The organism is Caulobacter sp. AP07, from assembly GCF_000281955.1.
Classification (GTDB): domain Bacteria; phylum Pseudomonadota; class Alphaproteobacteria; order Caulobacterales; family Caulobacteraceae; genus Caulobacter.
The window spans coordinates 16712-38054 of the sequence record NZ_AKKF01000234.1 but is presented as its reverse complement, the minus strand read 5'-3'; the positions used below and the strand labels follow the sequence as shown (position 1 = coordinate 38054).

Below are 21343 nucleotides of genomic sequence, written 5' to 3'. Positions count from 1 at the left end.
GAACAACGGTTTCGCGGAGCGGTCGGTCCTCGCCGAAACGCAAACACAACACTCACGGTCATCCGGGCTGGGCCCGGCCGCTCCGCGCCTCCTCACCTCCTCAGCGGATGTTCCGCGTGAGTGCGATCAGACTTGCCCCCACCTGACCGCTTCGCGGTCTGTCCGCCCCCCATGGGGGGCGGAGTTCGCGCGGCGCCGACGGCGAGGCTCTTCCCCCTATGGGGGAAGACGGCCGAAGGCCCGTAGGGGGCAAGGGCGTGAGCCATCCACCCGAAGGGAATCCCACCCTGCCCAAGTCCAAACCATCGCGAGCGGTGGAACCAGGGGTTGCCCAAAGTCTGTGCATCCGTCACTTTCCCGGCCTTCTTTGAAAGGCCCTGTCCATGCCGCGCGACGCGGCCGCGCCGGCTTCCCCCTCCGGGAAGCCGCACGGCGTCATAGTCTCCGATCTCATCGAACTGCTCCGCCTGGCGGGGCCGGTGGTGCTGTCGCGCCTGGGCATCATGGTCATGGGCCTGACCGACGCCATCGTGGTCGGCCACTTCTCGGCGACGCAGCTGGGCTTCCACGCCATGGCCTGGGCCCCGACCTCGGTGTTCGTGACCGTGACGGTCGGCCTGCTGGTCGGCGTGCAGGTGATGGGCTCGCGGGCCGTGGGGGCGGGCAGGCCGCACGAGGCCGGCGCGGTGCTGCGGCGCGGCCTGTCCTACGCCCTGTGGCTGGGCCTGGCCGGCGCGGCCCTGCTGGTGGCGCTGGGGCCGTCGCTGCTGCACCGGGTAGGCCTGGACAAGGCCCTGGCCGACGGCGCGACCCTGCCGCTGATCGTCTTTTCGCTGTCGCTGCCGGTCTACGCCCTGAGCGTGGCGTTGAGCTTCTGGCTCGAAGGGCTGGGTCGGCCAGTGATGGTGACCGTCGCCATGTGGATCGCCAACCTGATCAACCTGGCGGTCAACCTGCTGCTGGTGCCGGGGACCCTGGGCCTGCCGGCCCTGGGCGCGGTCGGCGCGGCCTGGGCGACCTTCGTCGCGCGGTCGGCCTTCGCCCTGATGCTGGCCGTGCTGATCGTTCGCCTGAAGGACGCCCGGGCCATGGGCGTGTTCGACAAGCCGGCCCGCGACCGGCCGGCCGAGGTGGAGCAGCGCCGGGTCGGCTACGGGGCCGGAACGTCGAACTTCTTCGAGGTCTCGGCCTTCGCCGGCATGAGCCTGGTGGCCGGCTGGCTGGGCGGCTATTCGGTGGCGGCCTGGGCGGTGGTGCTCAACGTGGTGGCGGTGATCTTCATGGTCCCGCTGGGGCTGTCGACCGCCACGGCGGTGCAGGTGGGGCGGGCCTATGGCGCGCGAGACACCAAGGGCATGAGCCGGGCGGGCTGGATCGCCTTCGGCGTCACCGCCGCCTTCGCCCTGCTGGTCTCGGTGCTGCTGCTGCCCCTGCGCCACCTGGTGGCGGAGGCCTATACCAGCGACCCGGCCGCCCTGGCCCTGATCGGCCCGGCCCTGGCGCTCAGCTGCCTGTTCCTGGTGCCCGACGCCGTGCAGGTGGTCTGCGCCCAGGCCCTGCGCGCCCGGGGCGAGGTGTGGATCCCGACCGCGACCCACATGGTCAGCTACGCCCTGATCATGGGACCCCTGGCCTGGTGGCTGGCCCTGCCGATGAAGCTGGGTGTGCAGGGCATCGTCTGGTCGGTGATCATCACCAGCTTCATCGCCGCGGCGCTGCTGCTGGGGCGGTATCGGATGCTGGACCTCAAGGAACGATAGGGCGCGCGGCGCCTTTTCCCCTGAGTTGCATCGGGAGGGCGTTGATTTGAGCACGGTGGATCCGGCCGTCGAGCGGCGGCGCAAGGCGCTCGAGGAGAGCCAGCAGGAGCCTGGCGGCGGCGCGGGGTTGGGACTGTTCCTGGTCTTCGCGGCCTGGGCGCTGTTCGGCCTGGGTCTGGCCGACACCATCCGCTATCCGATGGGTCTGCTCTATCTGACGCCGGACCTGTATCCCGCCAACGTCGTGCCCGGCATGTTCTGGGCGGTGTTCGTCGGTTCGATCGCCGGCTTTGTCCTGGACCTCGGGTTCGGGGCCGCCATGACGTCGCGTTTCGGGCTCGGCGCCGGGTTCTCCCTTCCGGCGGCCGTCACCCTGATCGGTTGCGCGGTGGGATTCTGGCTGGGCGCGAGCCTGTTCTGGGTCGCCGCGCCCGAGCCCGGTGTCTTCGCGGCCGTCGCCGACGGCGGCGCCTCGTCGGTGGGCGGCGACTTCTGGGTCGGGTCGTCCGAAGGCTTTACGGACGCGACGCCCCCCGGCGAGCGGACGGGGCCATGGGACGCCGGCGCCTGGATCGCCTGGACGTCGCGCTATTGGGCTCCGGCGCTGCTGGTCCTGATCGGCGCTGGCCTGGCCTGGATCGGCCGCAACCAGGCCAGGACCGAGAGCCGCCGCAGGGCGCGCGCCAAGGCCGTGATCGAGACAGGGATCAAGACGCGCGGCCTGATCACCGAACTGCACGACACGGGGGTCGAAATCATGAACCAGCCGAGGCTCCGCGTCGTCGTCAAGTTCACCGACCACCAGGGCGTCGACCGCTGGTTGACCAAGACCGACAACTTCGACGCGGTCCAGCTGCCGCGGGTCGGCGATCCCGTGGTCGTCTGGTTCGACCCGGCCGATCCGGGCGACGAGACCTCGATCCCGGTCGCGTTCGGCGCGGCGATCGTGGTGGAGGAGGCCCTGGCTGCGGCGGGCCGGTAGGCGAGGGCGGCTAGACGGCCGCCCCCAGGATCCAGCCCTCTTCGGTCTCCGCGTCCCGCACCACGTCGGCCGGGGCGTCCTTGCCCGGCCCGAACAGCGCGGCCAGCTTGCCCGCCTCGTCCAGCTTGGCGAAGTGCTCGGCCAGGGCCCGCACCTGGGCGGCGTCCTTGACCTCGCCGGCCGCTGGCGTCGCCTTGATCAGCGAGGGGTAGACCTCGGCGATCACCACCTGGACGCCCGCGAGGTCGGCCTCGGCCAGGGCCTTGAAGCCGGTCTCGAACGGCCAGACGCGGGCGGCGTCGCCGCGCGCGTCCCTCAGCCGGCGCGCGGCGGGGATGCCGACGATCGCCTGACCGCCGACCGAGCCGTTGTAGTAGAGCTTCCAGATCGAGGCCGCGCCTTTCGCCGCCAGGTCCGCGTGGCGGAACTCCGGCAGGTCGCCGGGGCCGTGCTCGCGGGTCTTCTTGGGCTGCAAGGTCGTCAGGGTGTCCTTGGGCGGGCAGCCCCAGAACGGGAACGGGCCGCCGGTCAGCCGGCGGTTCAGCTCCGAGCCGACGCCGAAGCGGTTGTTGGTGTTGTCGGCCTTGTCCTTGACCATCTTGGCCAACTGGTCCCAGACCGCGCGCCAGGGGTGCTCGCCCTTCAGCGACAGGGCCGCGGTGACGCCGCGCGGGAAGCCCAGCGGGAAGTCGAAACCGACCAGGGCCCGTTCGTTGCGCTTCTTCAGGTCGTCGAGGATCGCCGCCAGCTTGGTCTCGGCTTCCTGGCGGGTCGGCGGGTTGAAGCTTTCATAGGTCAGGCGAAAGCGCACGTCGCGCTTGACCACGCCGATCCACACGGAATCCGCCCCCGTCGTCGGCTTGGTGGCCGCGCTCCAGTCGACGATCACATAGGCGCTGAAGAGGCGCGACACGGCGGACGCTCCGTTAGGATTGAACGAAGCGCGCTTCTACTCCGGTCGAGCCAAGGCGGCCAGACGCATAAAGGCGTCAGACCGCATAAGGGCTCAGGCCGCGTTCCGTTCCGTCGCCGGTTCGGTGATCATGGCCGTATGACGCTGGCCGGTGAACCAGGCGGCCGGGGGCTCGCAGGCCGGGCCCAGGGCCGCGCGGACGATGGCCGGCGGGCGGCGCTCTTCCGGGGTCATGAACAGGCCGTTGGCCTTCAGTTTCAGGCCGGCGATCTTGTGGGCGCCCAGCATGGTCAGCGGCACGGCCAGGATCAGGCCGGCCAGGATCGGCAGGGTGGCGGTCAGCAGGTCCGGCGTGAACCAGAACATCACCGCCAGGGTCAGGCCGGCGATGCTGATCCAGCCCATGGCCTTGAAGGCCTCCTGGCTGGTGACCCTGTCGGCGTCGCGGCGCTGGGTGGCCCAGCCGCCGACCTTGCCGGCCAGGATCTCGACCAGGGCGCGGGTCTGGGTGAACATCAGCATCGGGGCGACCAGGGCCGAGAGCAGCATCTCGACGCCCAGGCCGGCCAGGATCCGGCGACGGCCGCCGAAGCCCTTGATCTCGTGCTTGCGCGAGAACACCAGGATCGAGCCCAGGATCTTGGGGCCGAACAGCAGCACGAAGGTGATGATCATCGCCCAGGCGGTGGCCTGGATTTCGCGCCAGTCGATCAGGGCGTGGGCCGCGGCCTGCAGGTCGGCCATGGTGAAGGCGGCCTTCTTCAGCTCGGGCATCAGCATGCGCGAGATGATCCCCGACGACAGGGCCACGAACCACAGCGGCGAGAGCACGTAGCTGAGCACGCCGATCACCAGGTGCAGGCGGCTCATCCAGTGCAGGCCAGGCAGGCCGATCAGCGGCACGTGCTGCACGTTGCCCCGGCACCAGCGACGGTCACGGGTGGCGAAGTCCAGCAGGTTGGAGGGGCTCTCCTCGTAGGAACCGCCCAGATAGGGGGCCAGGTGCACGCCCCAGCCGCCGCGGCGCAGCAGGGCGCTTTCCAGGGCGTCGTGGCTCATCACCTCGCCGCCGAACGGCTTGGGGCCGTTCAGGCTGGGCAGGCCGCAGGTCTCGGCGAAGGCCTTGGTGCGGACGATGGCGTTGTGGCCCCAGAAGCTGCTTTCCGAACCCGACCACCAGGCCAGGCCGGTCCACGCGACGCGACCGTACAGGCGGGTGGCGAACTGCAGGGTGCGGGCGAAGATCGTCTGGCCGTTGATGATCATCGGCATGGTCTGGATCAGGCCGATGCGCGGGTGACGCTCCATGGCGTCGGCCAGGCGGACCATGGCCTCGCCGGTCATCAGGCTGTCGGCGTCCAGCACCAGCATGTGCTCGTAGTCGCCGCCCCAGCGGGCCACCCAGTCGGCGATGTTGCCGGCCTTGCGGCCCGTGTTCTGGGTGCGCTTGCGGTAGAAGACGTGGCTGTTGGCCTCGCGGCGGAAGCGGGCGAAGCAGGCCTGTTCGGCCAGGGCCACGGCGGCGTCGCGGGTGTCGCTGAGGATGAAGATGTCGAAGGCGCGGCTGGCGCCGGTCTCGGCCAGCGAGGCGTCCATGGCGCGCAGGCGGGCGAACACCTCGGCGGCGTCCTCGTTGTGCACGGGCATCAGGATGGCGGTGCGGGCCTTGGGCCGGGGCATCGGCAGGGTCTCGTCGATGCCGAGCGGGTCCTTGGGCTTGCCCAGCAGCACCACGAAGCCGACCACGGCCGTGCAGAACCACAGGGCCAGGGCCAGGAACAGCGGGGCCAGCAGCACGATGCAGACGGCTTCCAGGCGCGTGACGCCGCCCAGGGCGATGGTGTCGAACGTGGCCCTCCAGCCGGCGAAGGCCATGATCGCGGTGGCCACGAACACGCCCCAGCGGCGCAGGGTCATGTCGGTGTTGGCGGTGTTGGACGGACGGGCGCCGCCCTGCCAGAAGGCCAGGGGCTGGACCGGCATGGCCAGGGGCGCGTCGGTCGGGATCTCGACCCGGTCGCTGACGGAGATCACCGTTTCATAGGCGACGCTCCGCGAGGAGGTCAGGTCGAAGAAGGCGCCGCGTTCGCTCATGGTCCATCGTCTCGGGCTGTCCGGCGCCGGGCCGGGCCTCTCCGCAGGGGGACCGAGCGCGCGCAAGACCGGCTTACGGGACGTGCCGTCTCCGCTAGGATCGGGCGCGTTCTGCTGCTGGTTTGCGTGTCTTCGGCAACCGGCGTGGAGAGCCGCCGGTGTCACGAATGTAAAACTTCGATCACGAAATCGCTACCACAATCGCCGCTCTTTTCGCACTTGCGGCAAAAAACCTTATAAAAGCGCCGTATCCGGAACGGCCCGTCAGGTCTGAAAGTCATTCAAGTCCATGAAAATAAAGATTATTTTTGCAATCTCCGTGGCCGGCGTTCTCGCGGCCTGCGGCCCCGGCCAGTCGGCGAAGACGCCTTCGAAGCCCGCCGAAACGGCTCAAGCGCCGGTTCTGGCGGGTCCGGAATACGACTCGACGGGTGTAATCGCGACGCTGGAAGGCCAGCTGGTAACGCTCGATCACGAGGGCGCGAGCGGTGCGGGACTGCCGGCCGGCCGCACCGCGTTCCAGGCCTATGCCGACGTGCTGGCCGAGGCGCCGCTGACGTCCGGGACCCGCGTGACGTTCAAGTTCCGCAAGGTCGGCGCGGGGTATGAGCTGGTGGAATTGACGGCGCGCTAGGTCCCCGGGTTCAGGGGCGCGCCAGGATCGCCTTGGAGACGATTTCGCGGAACCCGGCCATGCTGGCGTTCACCGGTTCGAACACTGCATAGTCCACCGAGCAGGGGTCGCCGCCGGAGAACGGCGGTTGCGGGTTGTACTGGATCGACAGCTGGACCTGCCGGGTGGTCAGTTCGGCCAGGGCCGCCCTGTCCTTGTCTGAGGCCTTGCCCGGCGCCAGGTCGGCGACCAGGGTGTCCAGCAGGAACAGCGACTCGTCGATCGACGACGAGATGCCGCCGCCGGTGATGCGGTTGCGGTCGCGCACCCAGCGCGGGCAGCCGTTGACGACCTTGACCTTGGGAAACAGCTTCAGGCAGTCGATGAAGCCCCAGTGGGTGGTGGCTTCATAGCCGTCCAGCAACCCGGCCGCGCCCAGCAGCAGGCCGCCGGTGCAGACCCCGGCCACGTAACGGGCGTGCTTGGCGGCCTTGCGCAGGAAGGCCAGCAAGGCCTTGTCGCCGATCGCCTTGTCCAGGCCGTCGCCGCCGCCGGGCACGAACAGCAGGTCGATCGGCGGGCAGTCGCCGAAGTCGTATTCCGGCAGCACACGCAGCACGCCCGAGGTCGGCAGCGCCGCCTTGGTCTGGGCCACCGTCGCCACCTTGACGGTCCGGCCGATCGCCGCTCCGTCGAAGAACCCGAACACCTCGTGCGGGCCGGCCACGTCCAGGATGTCGAAGCCCGGATAGAGCACGATGCCCACGGTGAACACGGGCGGCGGCTTGGGCTTGGCGGGAGGCTTGGCGGCGGCGGTCATGACTGGCTCACGGCGATGAACGAGGCGACCACGCCGGCCGGCTCGCCGTTGTGCGGCTTGGCCCGCACCACCGTGCCGACTAGGGACGGGACCTGATCGACGCCGTCCGGCCAGGCGTAGCCAGGCCAGCAATGGTAGTCATATTCCCAGCCGGCGGTCGGCGTGCCGTCGCGGCCATAGCCGTTGATGATCAGGACGACCGGCTCGTCGGCCGAGGTCGCGACCTGGCCCTCGAGGTCCAGCACGTAGCCGCCGCCCATGTCGAGCGTGCCGGTCAGGGTCTCCGGCGTCGGCGTCTCGAAGCTGAAGACGCCTTCGCCGAAGATCAGGGCCAGGGCCTTGGCGGGATCGCCGTCGACCAGGGCGGGATCGTTGAGGTAGCTGCGATAGGTCCACAGGCCGGCGATCATGGCTGGCTCCTCTGCAGGGCTCAGTGCGACTCGATGACGATGCTGACGACCTGGGCGGTGGAGGTGGTCGCCCCGGAGGCGGCGAGGCCATGGGTGTGCAGCATCATCGGCTTGGGTCCGCCGGAGCCCAACCTGGCGACCCGGATGCTCAGCGGCTGATTGGCCCGCAGCAGCTTCTGGCCGCTCAGCGCCGCCAGCGGCTTCGACAGCGGCACCATGAAGGTCACCGGGCGCTGCACGACGTGGTTGCCGAACATCGACAGGGTGGTGACGAAGCCCGGCGACTTGGCGTCGAAGGCCTGGCCCTCGGGCGTGTTGATCAGCACCGCCAGGTCCTGGCCGTGCTCGAACGGCGACAGTTCGACGGTGATGGTGGCGAACAGCCGGGGCCCGTTCGGCTGGGCGGCCTGGGTCAGCAGGGCGGTGGGCACGGCGACGTCGGCGGCCCCCAGGCTGGTCTTGCCCGCGACCTTCAGCGTGCCGGCGAACTGTTGCGACGGGGCCGCCGCCACGGCCTTCAGCTTCCTGGGGGTGGGCGGGGCAGGCGGCACGACCTGTTCGCCCGAGCCGGGCTGGTAGTCGTAGTCGAACTCGCCGATCGTCGCGTAATAGCCGGCCAGCTGCTTCTGCGGCGGCAGCACCTGGCCCTTGGCGTCGCTGAAGAACAGGAACGGTTCGGACTGCCAGCGGCCCAGGTCGCCCTTGGGGTCGAGCGCGCTGGGATTGTTGTCGGGCAGGGTGGGATAGCCGTAGCCCTGCTGCTTGCGCGTCCAGACGTCCCACAGCCGGTCGATGTTGGAATGGTGCAGGAAGAACAGCGGATCGACCGGCGACAGGTTGGACTGCATGAAGCCGTCGCCATAGGTGGTCTGGCCGTTCGGGTCGGTCCAGATGCCGCCGGTGCAGTTGTGCACCTTGTTGTGCGGCTGGCCCTCCAGCACCCCGAAGCCGGTGATGCTGCCGTGGTAGAAGGTCTTGGGGCTGGCGAAGCCGATGAAGTCGCGCGGGGCCAGGGCGTTGTCCAGCATCCACGGCGAGACGGCGTTGTTGGTGATGTCGTCGAAGCCCGGCTTGGCCTGGGTCGAGCCGCGGGCGCTGCCCTGCGGGAAGAACATCGGCCCGCCCTTGGGTCCGATGTCGAACAGCAGGTCGGCGGGGAAGCGCAGGCCCCGGATCAGCAGTTGGCCGGTCTGGGCCGGCGTCAGGCCGTCCCAGAACTTGTCGAGCACCGGGCCGTACTGGGCGTTGAACGCCGCCAGGCTGGGGATGTAGGCCGGGTCGTTGGGATTGAGCACCCCGTCGAACATCACCGCCGGCACCTGCGGGTTGGCCGTCCAGTCCCAGTAGGGGAAGGCGAAGTCGGGGTCGCCGCTGAGGTCGCGGCAGACCTGCTCGAACCAGCCCACATAGCCCCGGTGCCAGACCACGAACCACCAGTTGCCGTGCGGGCAGTCGATGGTGTGGGTCAGGGCGTGGCGGTACCAGTTGCGCGGGTCGTCGGGCGGCAGGGCCAGCATGGCGACGATCGCCTTCTTGTAGCTCTCCAGCATCTTCGCCCCCTCGGGGCTGGCGACGTTGTGGCGACGGTAGCGGGCCTGGGTCGCCGCCACGGCCGTTCCACCGCCCAGAGCCGCGACGCCCGCCACGGCGGCGGCCCCGGCCAGCAGGGTCCGGCGCTGCACGCCGCCCGTTTCGAAGACGCGCTGGGTCATGGTCGGTTTCCCTCTTGCCGTCGATCTTGGGGTCGAGATGGAGAGGCCGGCGGGACCCTGGGCCCGGCCGGCCTCGAGGTCAGTGGTGGCCGTGGGCGACGCCGCCGGCCCCGTTGGGCAGGACGATCTCGACGTTCTGCATCATGCCCTGGTCCTCGTGGTCGAGGATGTGGCAGTGCAGGACGAACTCGCCGATGTAGCGCTCGTACCGGGTACGGGTGATCAGCTTGTAGGGCATGTAGGGGCCGTTCTTGACCTTCTGCACGCTCTTGACCCACAGGGTGTCCTTCCAGACGCCCTTCAGCCCCGGATACTGCGGATCGACCGAACCGCCGTAGTCGTCCACCGCGCCCGGGGCGCTGACGTCCTTGCCGTTCGGATCGAGAATGGCCACCACCTCGAACGGATTGACGTGGATGTGGAACGGGTGGCTGACGAAGTCGGAGGTCAGCACCCATTCCTGGGCCTGGCCGAGGGTCAGGGTGCGATCGATGCGGTCGGGCTGGTAGGGGCGGGGAACATAGTCCTGCGAGCCGACCTCGAACGCCGTCGGCGTGGTGTTGACGTTGATATTGAACACCACCTCCTGCCGGGGCTTACCGGCCACCTCGGCGTCGGTGATGGTCTGGTGCGGGACGAAGCGGGTCAGCTTCAGGCCGTCGCGCAGGTCGCCGATCACCTGGCCGCGCACGGCGGCCGGCATCTGGGCCTGGGCGGCGTCGACCAGTTCGGCGGTGACGAAGGCGGGGATGTTGGCGATGTCCTGGCCCTTGGCCACCACCACCTTGCCCAGCAGGCGCGTGCCGACGTCGTCGCCGTTCACCGTGGCCGACCTGGGCGTGGCCGCGTCGAGCATGCAGTAGTTGCCGGCCTTGGGGAACACCACCAGCAGGTCGTTGCGGTAGCCGGGCTGCAGGGTGACCGTGGTCGCCCGCTGGGCCTGGGCCATGGTCAGGCCGTCGCTGGCCACCACATGGACCGGCACGGGCGCGCCGACGCAGTTGGCGGACCGGAAAGCGTCGCCGTCGACGGCGGCCAGGCTTTCCATGGCCTTCACCCCGGCGTCGGTCATCGGCACGAACTGCACCGAGAGGGTGTCGCGCACCCCGGCGTGGATCAGCCGCCAGCGGGCCAGTTCGCCGGCCTTGGCCTTCAGCGTGGCCAGGACCTCGCCATTGATGCTGGTATAGCGTCCCGACTGGCCCCAGCTGCCGGGCCCGAAGCCGTTGCCGTTGGCGTCTTCATAGGTCTCGATGACCCCGGTGTCGCCCTTGTCGCAGACCCAGGCGACGACCTTGGTGCTACCGTCCGGGTTGGTGACGGTCTTGACCTTGATGTTGCCGGCCGCGTCCAGGCAGGCGTACTGGATCTGCTGGAACACCAGCACCTCGTCGGGCATCGACCTGCCGCCTTTGTGGAGCAGGGTGTCGAGGTCGCCGTTGGCGGTCGCGGTCGGAAGCCGTTCGCCGCGGATGATCAGCGCCCCGGCCATGCCGCTGGACACCTGCAGCGCGGTCGAGCCGTGGCGGTGGGTGTGGTACCAGAAGGTCCCGGCCGGATGAGTGCGCGGGATGTTGTACTCGTACTCGAACTGCACGCCCGGATTGATCGACAGCAGCACGTTGTCGCTGTTGCCCGTCGGGCTGACCCACAGGCCGTGCGAGTGCAGGTTGGTGCCGTTGAAGCAGTGCGGGCTGTTGACCGGCCCGCCGGTCAGCACGCAGCTGGGGTCGGCCGGCAGCTGGTTGTCCAGATTGACCCGCACGGTGTCGCCCGGCCACGCCTGGATGGTCGGGGCCACATAGGGCGCGTCCGGCTTGACGTCGGTGCCGTTGTAGCTGCGCAGCCGGACCTTGTCGTAGCTCAGGGTGGCGGGGTTGTAGAGCCGGCCGTCGGTATAGACGACGTTGAGGTCGAATGGTCGGTCGGCCGACTTGGCGGTGGTGGCCGCCGCGACCAGGTTGGGGACCGCCTTGGGCTGGCCGGCGTTCTCGGGCGATTCGACGCCGAGCAGCCGGGGGTTGCTGACCACCCGGTCCTGCGCCTGGGCGACGCCCAGACCAAGGCCTAGCGCGGCGACCGCCGCCCCCAGCCGCCATCCCGCGCGGATCGTGGCCCGCGTCGCAAACCTGCCCATGATCGCCCCCTCGCACGCCCCGTTCGGGCGTAGTGAAGGTATGCTACCTGAGCGTTCAATGGCGTCTACAATAAATTACTGGAGGAGCTTGGGCGGGGCGGAGACACACGCTCACGCCAAGGTTTCGGCCAAGTCCGCATGGGCCTTGCCGTGAGCGTGTGTCCCCGTTGCAGTCCCGAGCGCCTAGGCCAGCTTGACCAGCATCTTGCCCAGGTTCTCGCCCTTGAAGAGCTTGATGAAGGCCTCGGGCGCGCGGTCGACGCCGTCCTCGATCGTCTCGTTCCACTTCATCTGGCCCGCGCCGATCCAACCGGCCATGTCCTTGATGAACTGCGGCGCCAGATCGTAGTGGTTGGAGACGATGAAGCCCTCCAGCCGCAGGCTCTTGCCGACCGCCTGGATGATGTTGGCCGGACCGACCGGCTTTCCGGTCTCGTTGTACTGCGAGATCATCCCGCACAGGGCGAAGCGGGCGAACGGGCGGGCCGAGTTGATGGCGGCTTCCAGGTGCACGCCGCCGACGTTCTCGAAATAGACGTCGATCCCCTTGGGCGCGACTCGTTCAAGCTCGGCGACCACGTCGGGGGTGGCCTTGTAGTCGATGACGTGGTCGACGCCGATGCTCTTGAGGAAGGCGACCTTTTCCGGTCCGCCGGCCGAGCCGATCACCGTGTGGCCCTTGTTCTTGGCGATCTGGCAGACGACCTGGCCCACCGCTCCGGCGGCGGCCGAGACGAACACCACGTCGCCGTCCTTGAGGGCGGCGATCCGCAGCAGGCCGGCATAGGCGGTCAGGCCCGGCATGCCGGCCACGCCCAGGAAGGTCTGGGGCGGCAGGCCGTGGGTGTCGATCTTGGTGACCGCGCCCATGCCCGCCGCCGCCAAGGCCTTGGGCGAGACGTTGAACAGCTCGCGCCAGCCGAACATGGTGCTGACGATGTCGCCGGGCTTGAAGTCGGGATCGTTGGAGGCGACGACTTCGCCGATCGCGCCGCCCTGCAGCACCTTGCCCAGCTCGAACGGCGGCACATAGCTTTTGCGGTCGGTCATCCGGCCGCGCATGTAGGGGTCGACCGACATCCACAGGTTTCGGACCTGGATCTCGCCGTCGCCGGGCGGGCCGACCTCGACGGTGGCCAGCTCGAAGTCGGTGGTGGCCGGAACGCCCACCGGGCGGCTCTTCAGACGGATTTCACGCGAGGCGGTCATTGACGTTGCTCCCTGGGCTTGTCGTTAAACAACCGTTTAACCCGTTCCCGCCGTCACCTCCAAGTGCTTCCCGCTTTCGGGCGAAGCGGCTAGACAACCGCCCATGACCCAAGATCTCCCGAAGGCCCCCACTCTCAAGGCTGGTGTCATCGGCGCCGGCGTGTTCGGCGGCTATCACGCCAAGAAGTACGTGGAGCTTCCCGACGTGACCCTGGCGGCGGTATTCGACATCGACCTGGCGCGGGCCAAGGCGCTGGCCGAGCCGCTGGGGGCGGAAGCCTTCGACGACCTCGCTGCCTTCCTGGCCGCCGTCGACGTGGTCACCGTCGCCACCCCGGCCGTGCACCACGCCCCGGCCGTGCTGGCGGCGCTGAAGGCCGGCAAGCCGGTCTATTCGGAAAAGCCCCTGGCCGTGACGCCGGAAGACGCCGACGCCCTGGTCGCCGAGGCCGCCCGGCGCAAGCTGTCCCTGGCCTGCGGCCACCAGGAGCGCGTGGTGTTCCAGGCCATGGGCTTGCTGGACATCCCCGAGCAGCCGCTGCGCCTGGAAGCCGTGCGGCGCGGCACGCCGTCGGATCGCAATCTCGACGTCTCGGTGGTGCTGGACCTGATGATTCACGACATCGACCTGGCCCTGGCGATCTGCGACGCCGAGCCGGTGACGGTGGAAGGCGAGGGGGCGATCACCCGCTCGACCTCGCTGGACTGGGTCAAGGCCGAGGCCACTTTCGACAACGGCTTCACCGCCGTGTTCGACAGCTCGCGCGTCGCTGAGGCCCGCGAGCGGACCATGAAGGTGGTCTATCCGTCGGGCGAGGTCGAGATCGACTTCCTGGCCCGCACCTTCCGCAACACCACGCCGTTCCCGCTGATCGAGGACTTCACCGAGACTCCGGCCGGCAAGGACCCCCTGGGCCAGAGCGTGGCCGGGTTCCTGGCGGCGGTGCGCGGGCAGGCGCCGCGTCCGGTGGTGACGGGCGAGGAGGCGGCCCGGGCGCTGGACCTGGGGTTGGCGGTGGAGTTGGCCTGCGGGTAGGGCGCGCGCCTCTTACCCATCCTGTCATCCCGGACGAGCGCGCAGCGCGAAGATCCGGGACCGGGGCGTGAACGCAGGCGCTTCCGGCAGTCCCGGGTCTGCGCTTCGCTCCGCCCGGGATGACAGCCGAATTACGGAACCAGCAACAAGCTCCCGGTCGTCCGTCCGGCCTCCAAATCGGCGTGGGCCTTCCCCGCGTCCTCCAGCGCGTACTCGCCGCCGATCTCGACCGTTAGGTCCCCGCGCTCAAGCGCACCCAGCAGGTCGGCCGCCGCCGTCCGGTAGCGCGGAACGTCGGTGACATAGGCCATGACGCTGGGCCGCCACAGCGCCAGGGCGCGCTTGCTCAGGTCGGTGACCACCAGCGGCGGGACCGGGCCGGCCGCCTGGCCGACATTCACCACCATGCCGAACGGCGCGACGGCGTCGAAGGTCCGGCGCAGATAGCCGCCGCCCAGGCCGTCATAGGCGACGTCGACACCCCGGCCGTCGGTCAGGGCCAGGGTCTGGGCGACGAAGTCGGCGTCGCGGCCGACGATCACATGTTCCGCGCCCGCCGCCCGGGCGACCTGGGCCTTGGCCTCCGAACTGACCGTGCCGATCACGGTGAGGTCCATCGTCTTGGCCCAGCGGGTCAGCAGTTGGCCCAGTCCGCCGGCGGCGGCGTGGACCAGGATGGTCGAGCCGGGCGTCGCCGGGCGCGGGCCGCGCAATAGCATCTGGACCGTCAGGCCGCGCAGCATGGCGCCCGCCGCGACCCGGGTGTCGACGCCGTCCGGCAGCTTGATCGCCCGGGCGGCCGGCAGGTTGCGGGCCTGTGCGTAGCCGCCCATCGGCGCGCCGGCATAGGCGATGCGGTCGCCGGGCGCGAAGTCCTGGACGCCGTCGCCCACCGCCTCGACCACGCCGGCCCCTTCGACGCCGAGCACGGTCGGCAGGGACAGGGGATAGAGGCCGGTCCGGTAGTAGACGTCGATGAAGTTGACCCCGGCGGCGTCGTGGCGAACCCGCAGTTCGCCCTCGCCAGGGGCGGGGAGCGGGCGGCGCGCCAGTTGGAGTTGTTCGACGCCGCCCGTGCCGACGAGTTCGATGCTGCGGACCATGGATAGCTCTCCTTCTCAAGCCCCAGGGTTCGCACGTCGGCCAGTCTCCGAAAATTCCGTGAGATCGCACCTCAGCTGTGCGAAAACGCACGAATGGATTGGGAAGACCTTCGCCACCTCGCCGCCGTCGGGCGACAAGGCTCGCTGTCGGGCGCGGCCCGGGCGCTGGGCGTCGACCACGCCACGGTCGGCCGTCGCGTCGCCGCCCTGGAGGCGCGCACCGGCCTGCGGCTGCTGGAACGCCGCGGTCGGGGCACGGCCCTGACCGAGGCCGGCGAACGGGTCGCGGCCCTGGCCTTCGACATGGAGGATCGGGTGCTGGCGGTCGAGCGCCTGGCCCAGGCCGAGCGCCAGCCGGCGGCGGTCGAGGTGGTGGTCAGCGCCCCGCCGTCCCTGGCGATGTTCATGCTGGCCGAAAGCCTGGTCGACCTGCGCCGCGCCCTGCCGTCGATCACCGTCACCCTGCGTGGCGAGGCCTCGCTGGTGTCGCTGACCCGGCGCGAGGCCGACCTGACGCTGCGCCTTCAGGCCCCGAGCGAGCCGACCAGCGTGGCGCGCAAGGTGGGTGAGATGGCCTACGGGCTCTACGCCGCGGTCGACTATCCGCACGGGCCGGACGGCGACTGGTCGCTGGTCAGCTACGACGCCGAGATGAGCCGCCTGACGCAGCAGGAATGGCTGCGGGCCTTCGCGGCTGGCCGTCCGGTCAGCTTCCGCAGCAACGACATGGGCGTCCTGCAGCCGGCGGCGCGGGCCGGGCTGGGCGTGGCGCTGCTGCCGTGCTTCATGGCCGACGGCGACCCCGGGCTGCGGCGCTGGTCAGGCGTCGCGCCGCCCAACCGGGGCCTATGGCTGGCCGTGCACGAAGACCTGCGCCGGTCGGCGGCGGTGCGGGCGGTCGGCGACCATCTGGCGGCGGTGATCCATCGCGAGCGCGGCCGCCTACTCGGCGTTTAGGCGGCGAAAGCCGTGCGTCCTTCGAGGCTTCGCTTCGCTACGCACCTCAGGATGAGGAAAGCAGCACGAAGCTCCTCGTCCTGAGGCGCCCTCCGAGGGAGGGCCTCGAAGGACGCTTCCGGCTCTCTAGCGGGGCGCTAGCTTGACCAGGACGACGTCGTTGGCGCGCATCGGCACCGCGAGGCTGGTCGCGCCCGACTTGCCCACGCTCAGCGTCCGGGTCTCGGGGCGATCCACGGTCAGGGCCTGGAGATCGCGCGTCTGCTCGGCGCTCAGCGTCTTGGGCGATCCCATTTCCAGATAGGCCGTATAGGCGTCGTTGGCCTTGAAGCCGGTGCGGAAGATCTGGACGTCGTAGCGACCCGGCTTCAGGCCCTTCACGTCCAGGCTGACCGGCTCCACGTCATGGGTGGGTTGGACCTTGGTGTAGTAGGGGCGGTTGCTGACGGCCTGCACCGGCTGGCGGAAGTCCCAGATCACGGCTTGCACGCCGCCGCCGTCGGTGGTGGCCCAGGTCTGGGCGTCGGCGACCTTCGCGGCCTTGTCGCCCAGTTGGTTCAGGTACTTGTAGGCGAACCATGCCGGCTTGCGGATCCCCTGCGGGTTCATCAGGCCAAAGCCGCCCTCGAACGGCGCGGACGGCGGACCGGGTTCCTCGAACAGGTCGCTGTAGGTCCAGTAGCTCATGGCCTGCAGCAGGCCCTCGCTGGCCTTCAGCTTGGACAGGATGTAGGGCGCGCTGACATAGGAGTCATGCACCGGGTCGCGAGGCGTGTAGCTGGTGCTCCATTCGGTGAAGTACAGCGGCAGGCCGGGCTTGAATGAAGCCTGGATCTCCTGGCGCACGCGGCGCACGTCGCCGACGATCGCGTCGGGCGAGGGCGAAAGCTTGGTGTCCTGCACGCCCTTCTCGTCCAGGAAGCCACCATCGACGCCGTAGGTGTGGGTGGTGACGAAGTCGACCGGCGCGCCCGAGGCCTGCACGTGGCTCAGGAATTCGGGCGTCCAGGCCGCGCCGGCCGTCGAGGGGCCGCCGACCTTGAGCGCCGGATCGATCGCCTTGATCGTCCGCGCCGTCAGGTCATAGAGCTCGAAATAGGCCTTCTGGTCGGCCTTTTCCCAGAAGCCGTCCAGGTTCGGCTCGTTCCAGACCTCGAAATACCAGGACCGCACCTCGGCCTGGCCGTAGCGTTGCTGGATGTGACGGACGAAGGCGTCGACCAGGGCGGCCCATTGCTTGGGATCGGGGTGAGACGTGTTGCCCTTCCACCAGAAGACCGTCTGGTTCGAGGTCTTCATCGCGTCGGGAGTGAAGCCCAGCTCGACGAACGGCTTGATCCCCATCTTCAGCAGGCGGTCGTAGAGTTCGTCGATCTTGGTCCAATCATAGACCGGCTGGCCGTCGACGACGCGATAGGTGCCCAGCACGTCGTGGAAGATCGCGTGGAAGCGGACGTAGCGGAAGCCCAGCTCGTCGCGCGCGGTCTTCAGCTGGCCCAGGCTGTCTTCGCGCAGCAGGGTGCCCGGATAGTCCGAGCCGACCGACAGGTCGTAGAAGCGGTCGCGCGGCGTCGTCGGGGCCTTGGCGTCGATGGTGATGTGGCGGACGGCCGGCTTGGCCTGGGCGAAGGCGGATCCCGCCAGAAGTCCCGCCACGGCCGAGGCCAGGATGGCGCCTCGGAGCAAAGTCCCGGTGGGGTTGGTGGTCATGGCGGCTGGTCCCTTCCTGCAACGACCCGCTCTCGTGGCCGGAGTGGTGTCTTTGGGACCGCTACCATTATTCGCGTAGCGTCGTACAGCCCGTCCGAAACCCGGCGCCGAAGGGTCTGATCATGCGCCGCAGCCGGGCTCACGCGAACCGTTCGCAATGAAACGCGCGTCGAGCGGCCCGTTCCCGGCAAAAACTCGGCGTCCAACCCTTCCGTCGCGTCGCCAGCTGAGCTAACCACGGCGCACGATTTGGAAGGCGTACACCATGACCAAGAACCCCGACGGCAGCTGGGACAAGTCGAAACTCCCGAGCCGGCACGTGACCGAGGGGCCGGCCCGCGCGCCGCACCGCTCATATTACTACGCCATGGGTCTTGGCACCCGCGAGATCGCCCAGCCGTTCGTCGGCGTAGCCTCGTGCTGGAACGAGGCCGCGCCCTGCAACACCGCCCTGATGCGCCAGGCGCACGCGGCGTCGCAGGGCGTCAAGGCGGCCGGCGGCACGCCGCGCGAGTTCTGCACCATCACCGTCACCGACGGCATCGCCATGGGCCACGAGGGCATGCGTTCGTCCCTGGTCAGCCGCGACGTGATCGCCGATAGCGTCGAGCTGACCATGCGCGGCCACGGCTATGACGCCCTGGTCGGCGTCGCCGGCTGCGACAAGAGCCTGCCGGGCATGATGATGGCCATGCTGCGCCTCAACGTGCCGTCGGTGTTCCTGTACGGCGGCTCCATCCTGCCCGGCCGTTTCCACGGCCGCGACATCACCGTCATGGACGTGTTCGAGGGCGTCGGCGCCTTCGCGGCCGGAACCATGGACGCCAAGACCCTGTGCGAGCTGGAGCAACATGCCTGTCCGTCGGACGGAGCCTGCGGCGGCCAGTTCACCGCCAACACCATGGCCTGCGTGTCGGAAGCCATCGGCCTGGCCTTGCCGCTGTCCTCGGCCCTGCCGGCCCCGTATCTCGACCGCGACCAGTACGCCGTGGCCTCCGGCGAGGCGGTGATGCGGCTGATCGAGCAGAACATCCGCCCGCGCGACATCTGCACCCGCAAGGCGTTCGAGAACGCCGCCGTCGTCGTCGCCGCCACCGGCGGCTCGACCAACGGCGCCCTGCACCTGCCGGCCATGGCCCACGAGTGCGGCATCGAGTTCACGCTCAAGGACGTGGCCGAGATCGCCGCCCGCACGCCCTATATCGCCGACCTCAAGCCCGGCGGCCGCTACGTGGCCAAGGACATGGGCGAGGCCGGCGGCGTGCCGATGCTGCTGCGCACCCTGCTGGACGCCGGCCTGCTGCACGGCGACTGCATGACCGTGACCGGCAAGACCCTGGCCGAGAACCTGGCCGACGTGGTCTGGCGCGACGACCAGGACGTCATCCGCCCGGTCTCCAACCCGCTGTCGCCGACCGGCGGCGTCGTCGGCCTGTGGGGCTCGCTGGCCCCGGAGGGCGGCATCGTCAAGGTGGCCGGCCTCAAGCACCAGGTGCACCGCGGCCCGGCCCGGGTGTTCGACGGCGAGGCTGCCTGCTTCGAGGCGGTGTCGAACCGCGACTACAAGGAAGGCGACGTCCTGGTCATCCGCTACGAGGGTCCCAAGGGCGGGCCCGGCATGCGCGAGATGCTGTCGACCACCGCCGCGATCTACGGCCAGGGTGTCGAGAACATCGCCCTGATCACCGACGGCCGCTTCTCGGGCGCCACGCGCGGCCTGTGCATCGGCCATGTCGGTCCGGAAGCCGCGGCCGGCGGGCCGATCGCCCTGGTCCAGGACGGCGACATCATCAGCATCGACGCCACCAAGGGCACGATCGATCTTGAGGTCGAGGCCGACGAACTGGCGCGCCGCAAGGCCGCGTGGACGCCGCGCACGACCGACTACAACAGCGGCGCCATCTGGAAGTTCGCCCAGCTGGTCGGCCCGGCCTATCTGGGCGCCGTCACCCACCCGGGCGCGGCGGCGGAGACCCACGTCTACGCGGATATCTGAGAATGACCGGCGGACGCTACGACCCTGTCGGGGCGTAGCGTCCGGGCGCGTCAGAGAAGGCGGACCGACATGCCGCCATCGACGATCATCGGGCTGCCGGTCATGAAGCTGGAGCGGTCCGAAAGCAGGAACAGGGCGGCCTGCGCGATCTCTTCAGCGACCGCCATGCGGCGCATCGGATGCAGATTGGCGATCATCTCCAGGAACTCTGGATTGTCCTCGCCTCCCGCCGGCGTGATCGTCCCACCCGGAAGCAGCGCATTGACGCGAACGCCCGCCGCCGCATGGTCTGACGCCAGGGATTGCGTGAGGCCGATCATCCCGGCCTTCGAGGCCGCATAGGCCGCCATTCCGGGCAGGCCGCCGTTGCTGAAGCCGACGAACGAAGCGTTGAAGACGATCGAGCCCTTTCCCTGCTTCAGGAGCGCGGGGAGCTGCGCCTTCGCCGCCAGAAAGGCGCTGGTGAGATTGGCGCCGATAACGTCGTTCCAGGCGCCCAGCGTCATGTCGGCGACCGGTCCCAGGTCGCCGACCGTTCCGGCGTTGTTGAAGGCCCCGTCCAGTCCGCCGAACGTCTCAACGGCGAGGGCGACCAGCGCCTCGGCATAGCCTTCGTCCCGCACATCCCCGCAAAGGAACGCTGCATGGCCACCGGTCTGATTGATCTGGCCCGCGACGCTCTCCAGGGGAGCGGCGCGTCGCGCACCGAGCACCACATTGGCCCCTTCGGCGGCGAACAGGAGGGCGGCCGCCTTGCCGATACCGCTGCTGGCTCCGGTTATGATGACCGTCTTGCCCGACAATTCCATACGCTGCTCCTTTGATGTGGAGCGACCTTGCTTGCGGCGACGCCTCGCGGCGACCCGATCCTTGCTGCCGGCGCGCATCGGTCCCCATCCTGGTCAGTCCTGCCTCAGGTGACGAAGCACGACACCGGGACCCGATGGTCCCGGAAGGCCGCCGCCAGCGTGCGCAGGGCGTCGCGGGACTTGGCGTCCGACAGCGTGGAATGCAGCACGATCTCGGACGAGGGCAGGGCGGGCAGGCCGAAGCGCTGGCTGACCTCCACCGTGCCGGCGGGCGCGAGCCGGTAGGAGAAGGCCGAGATCGCCAGGCCGGCCGAGACCGCCGCCGTGACCACCGACGAACCGCCGCCCAGGAACACCTCCGTCCAGGCCAGGCCCGCCGCGTCGAGGGCCCGGGTGGCGATGTCGCGCACGCCGCAGGAGGGGGCCAGGGCGGCCAGGCGCAGGGGTTCGCCCGACCTGTGCTCGAAGCCGGGCGTCGCGAACCAGCCGAAATGCTCGGGGGCCAGAACCTCGCCGTCTCGCCGGCCGTCCTCCCGGCGGATGATCGCCGCGTCGATCTCGCCGCGATCGAAGGCGTCCAGCAGGTTGCGCGAATTGTCGAGGCGGACCTCGATCGTCAGGGCCGGATCGTGGGCGTTGAGCCGCGCCAGCAGGTGCGGCACCTCCGGCCCGGCCACGTGGGCGGCGATGCCGAGGGCGAAGCGGCGGCGTGACGCGGTCAGGCTGGCGAGGGCCCGCTCATGCGCCGCCAGGAAGTCGCGCGCCGCGTCCAGGAACACCGCCCCCTGCGCCGACAGCCGCACCAGGCGCGGCGTCCGCTCGATCAGCCTGTGGCCGAGCCGCGCCTCCAATCGCTTCAGCTTGACGCTGATCGCGCCCTGGGTGGCGCCCAGCGCCTCGGCGGCCCGCGTGAAGCCGCCGAGATCGGCGATCGCCACGAAGGCCCGAACCGCGTCGACGTCGAGGGTTGTCATGCTGGTTATTCGAAATCGTCGTCTCTGAAATAGCCAGCCATCCAATTTCGGGATGATCAAGCCCGGACTATCTGTGCCCTGGTCAAGCAACATGAAAGACCGGGGCGG

At 69.6% G+C, this 21343-nt stretch carries 17 protein-coding genes; 6 read left to right on the top strand and 11 right to left on the bottom strand.

What is annotated here, in order from left to right:
• Nucleotides 1-383: 383 nt before the first annotated feature.
• Together PMI01_RS20825 and PMI01_RS20820 are read left to right on the top strand one after the other, a co-directional pair.
• Entirely contained in the window at nt 384-1760 is a 1377-nt protein-coding gene (locus PMI01_RS20825) for an MATE family efflux transporter (protein WP_007673712.1), read from the top strand.
• A 55-nt stretch (nt 1761-1815) separates the two neighbouring features.
• On the top strand, nt 1816-2742 hold the full coding sequence (locus tag PMI01_RS20820; protein ID WP_369744171.1) for a DUF3592 domain-containing protein: 927 nt from the start codon (nt 1816-1818) through the stop codon (nt 2740-2742).
• Nucleotides 2743-2752: 10 nt separating this feature from the next.
• Here PMI01_RS20820 and PMI01_RS20815 read toward each other — a convergent pair whose 3' ends face one another.
• Both PMI01_RS20815 and mdoH read right to left on the bottom strand, forming a co-directional pair.
• Nucleotides 2753-3655, bottom strand: a complete 903-nt coding sequence (locus PMI01_RS20815; protein WP_007673706.1) for a hypothetical protein — start codon at nt 3653-3655, stop codon at nt 2753-2755.
• A 93-nt stretch (nt 3656-3748) separates the two neighbouring features.
• Nucleotides 3749-5749, bottom strand: a complete 2001-nt coding sequence (mdoH, locus tag PMI01_RS20810) for a glucans biosynthesis glucosyltransferase MdoH (protein WP_007673704.1) — start codon at nt 5747-5749, stop codon at nt 3749-3751.
• A 289-nt stretch (nt 5750-6038) separates the two neighbouring features.
• Between mdoH and PMI01_RS20805 the strand changes: the two genes are divergently transcribed.
• Nucleotides 6039-6383 carry a copper-binding protein gene (locus PMI01_RS20805; protein WP_007673702.1) on the top strand — a complete coding sequence of 115 codons (345 nt, stop codon included), beginning with the start codon at nt 6039-6041 and terminating at the stop codon, nt 6381-6383.
• A 10-nt stretch (nt 6384-6393) separates the two neighbouring features.
• Here PMI01_RS20805 and PMI01_RS20800 read toward each other — a convergent pair whose 3' ends face one another.
• From PMI01_RS20800 to PMI01_RS20780, 5 genes are all read right to left on the bottom strand, one after another.
• A complete protein-coding gene (locus PMI01_RS20800; RefSeq protein WP_007673699.1) occupies nt 6394-7182 on the bottom strand; it encodes a DJ-1/PfpI family protein in 789 nt (262 codons plus the stop codon).
• Nucleotides 7179-7592, bottom strand: coding sequence for a hypothetical protein (locus tag PMI01_RS20795; RefSeq protein ID WP_007673696.1), 414 nt, complete (start codon nt 7590-7592; stop codon nt 7179-7181). Before PMI01_RS20795 ends, PMI01_RS20800 begins: the two co-directional genes overlap by 4 nt.
• Nucleotides 7593-7612: 20 nt before the next feature.
• Nucleotides 7613-9304 (bottom strand): tyrosinase family protein, encoded by a 1692-nt coding sequence (locus PMI01_RS20790; protein WP_007673693.1) that lies wholly within the window; start codon nt 9302-9304, stop codon nt 7613-7615.
• A gap of 79 nt (nt 9305-9383) precedes the next feature.
• On the bottom strand, nt 9384-11441 hold the full coding sequence (locus PMI01_RS20785) for a multicopper oxidase family protein (RefSeq protein ID WP_007673690.1): 2058 nt from the start codon (nt 11439-11441) through the stop codon (nt 9384-9386).
• A 183-nt stretch (nt 11442-11624) separates the two neighbouring features.
• Nucleotides 11625-12650 carry an NADP-dependent oxidoreductase gene (locus PMI01_RS20780; protein ID WP_007673687.1) on the bottom strand — a complete coding sequence of 342 codons (1026 nt, stop codon included), beginning with the start codon at nt 12648-12650 and terminating at the stop codon, nt 11625-11627.
• Between the two features lie 103 nt (nt 12651-12753).
• Here PMI01_RS20780 and PMI01_RS20775 point away from each other — a divergent pair, with 103 nt between their 5' ends.
• The gene (locus tag PMI01_RS20775) at nt 12754-13686 is read left to right on the top strand and encodes a Gfo/Idh/MocA family protein (RefSeq protein WP_007673684.1); all 933 of its coding nucleotides are present in this window, start codon (nt 12754-12756) and stop codon (nt 13684-13686) included.
• 131 nt (nt 13687-13817) lie between these two features.
• On the opposite strand, the gene PMI01_RS20770 is transcribed toward PMI01_RS20775, so the two are convergent.
• A complete protein-coding gene (locus tag PMI01_RS20770; RefSeq protein ID WP_007673681.1) occupies nt 13818-14789 on the bottom strand; it encodes a quinone oxidoreductase family protein in 972 nt (323 codons plus the stop codon).
• Nucleotides 14790-14882: 93 nt separating this feature from the next.
• On the opposite strand from PMI01_RS20770, the gene PMI01_RS20765 reads away from it, so the two are divergent.
• Nucleotides 14883-15746, top strand: coding sequence for a LysR family transcriptional regulator (locus PMI01_RS20765; RefSeq protein WP_007673678.1), 864 nt, complete (start codon nt 14883-14885; stop codon nt 15744-15746).
• A gap of 126 nt (nt 15747-15872) precedes the next feature.
• Here PMI01_RS20765 and PMI01_RS20760 read toward each other — a convergent pair whose 3' ends face one another.
• Complete coding sequence (locus PMI01_RS20760) at nt 15873-17456, bottom strand: GH39 family glycosyl hydrolase (protein WP_007673674.1); 1584 nt, start codon at nt 17454-17456, stop codon at nt 15873-15875.
• A gap of 265 nt (nt 17457-17721) precedes the next feature.
• Here PMI01_RS20760 and ilvD point away from each other — a divergent pair, with 265 nt between their 5' ends.
• The gene (gene ilvD / locus PMI01_RS20755) at nt 17722-19452 is read left to right on the top strand and encodes a dihydroxy-acid dehydratase (RefSeq protein ID WP_007673671.1); all 1731 of its coding nucleotides are present in this window, start codon (nt 17722-17724) and stop codon (nt 19450-19452) included.
• A gap of 50 nt (nt 19453-19502) precedes the next feature.
• Here ilvD and PMI01_RS20750 read toward each other — a convergent pair whose 3' ends face one another.
• Nucleotides 19503-20339 carry an SDR family oxidoreductase gene (locus PMI01_RS20750; protein WP_238537096.1) on the bottom strand — a complete coding sequence of 279 codons (837 nt, stop codon included), beginning with the start codon at nt 20337-20339 and terminating at the stop codon, nt 19503-19505.
• Between the two features lie 26 nt (nt 20340-20365).
• Nucleotides 20366-21235 (bottom strand): LysR family transcriptional regulator, encoded by an 870-nt coding sequence (locus tag PMI01_RS20745; RefSeq protein WP_007673665.1) that lies wholly within the window; start codon nt 21233-21235, stop codon nt 20366-20368.
• Nucleotides 21236-21343: the final 108 nt, after the last annotated feature.

Coding starts and splice junctions, on each gene's coding strand:
- PMI01_RS20825 (WP_007673712.1), top strand. CDS start 384: ATGCCGCGCGACGCGGCCGCGCCGGCTTCCCCCTCCGGGAAGCCGCAC.
- mdoH (WP_007673704.1), bottom strand. CDS start 5,749: ATGAGCGAACGCGGCGCCTTCTTCGACCTGACCTCCTCGCGGAGCGTC.
- PMI01_RS20805 (WP_007673702.1), top strand. CDS start 6,039: ATGAAAATAAAGATTATTTTTGCAATCTCCGTGGCCGGCGTTCTCGCG.
- PMI01_RS20800 (WP_007673699.1), bottom strand. CDS start 7,182: ATGACCGCCGCCGCCAAGCCTCCCGCCAAGCCCAAGCCGCCGCCCGTG.
- PMI01_RS20795 (WP_007673696.1), bottom strand. CDS start 7,592: ATGATCGCCGGCCTGTGGACCTATCGCAGCTACCTCAACGATCCCGCC.
- PMI01_RS20790 (WP_007673693.1), bottom strand. CDS start 9,304: ATGACCCAGCGCGTCTTCGAAACGGGCGGCGTGCAGCGCCGGACCCTG.
- PMI01_RS20785 (WP_007673690.1), bottom strand. CDS start 11,441: ATGGGCAGGTTTGCGACGCGGGCCACGATCCGCGCGGGATGGCGGCTG.
- PMI01_RS20780 (WP_007673687.1), bottom strand. CDS start 12,650: ATGACCGCCTCGCGTGAAATCCGTCTGAAGAGCCGCCCGGTGGGCGTT.
- PMI01_RS20775 (WP_007673684.1), top strand. CDS start 12,754: ATGACCCAAGATCTCCCGAAGGCCCCCACTCTCAAGGCTGGTGTCATC.
- PMI01_RS20770 (WP_007673681.1), bottom strand. CDS start 14,789: ATGGTCCGCAGCATCGAACTCGTCGGCACGGGCGGCGTCGAACAACTC.
- PMI01_RS20765 (WP_007673678.1), top strand. CDS start 14,883: ATGGATTGGGAAGACCTTCGCCACCTCGCCGCCGTCGGGCGACAAGGC.
- PMI01_RS20760 (WP_007673674.1), bottom strand. CDS start 17,456: ATGACCACCAACCCCACCGGGACTTTGCTCCGAGGCGCCATCCTGGCC.
- ilvD (WP_007673671.1), top strand. CDS start 17,722: ATGACCAAGAACCCCGACGGCAGCTGGGACAAGTCGAAACTCCCGAGC.
- PMI01_RS20750 (WP_238537096.1), bottom strand. CDS start 20,339: ATGCGCGCCGGCAGCAAGGATCGGGTCGCCGCGAGGCGTCGCCGCAAG.
- PMI01_RS20745 (WP_007673665.1), bottom strand. CDS start 21,235: ATGACAACCCTCGACGTCGACGCGGTTCGGGCCTTCGTGGCGATCGCC.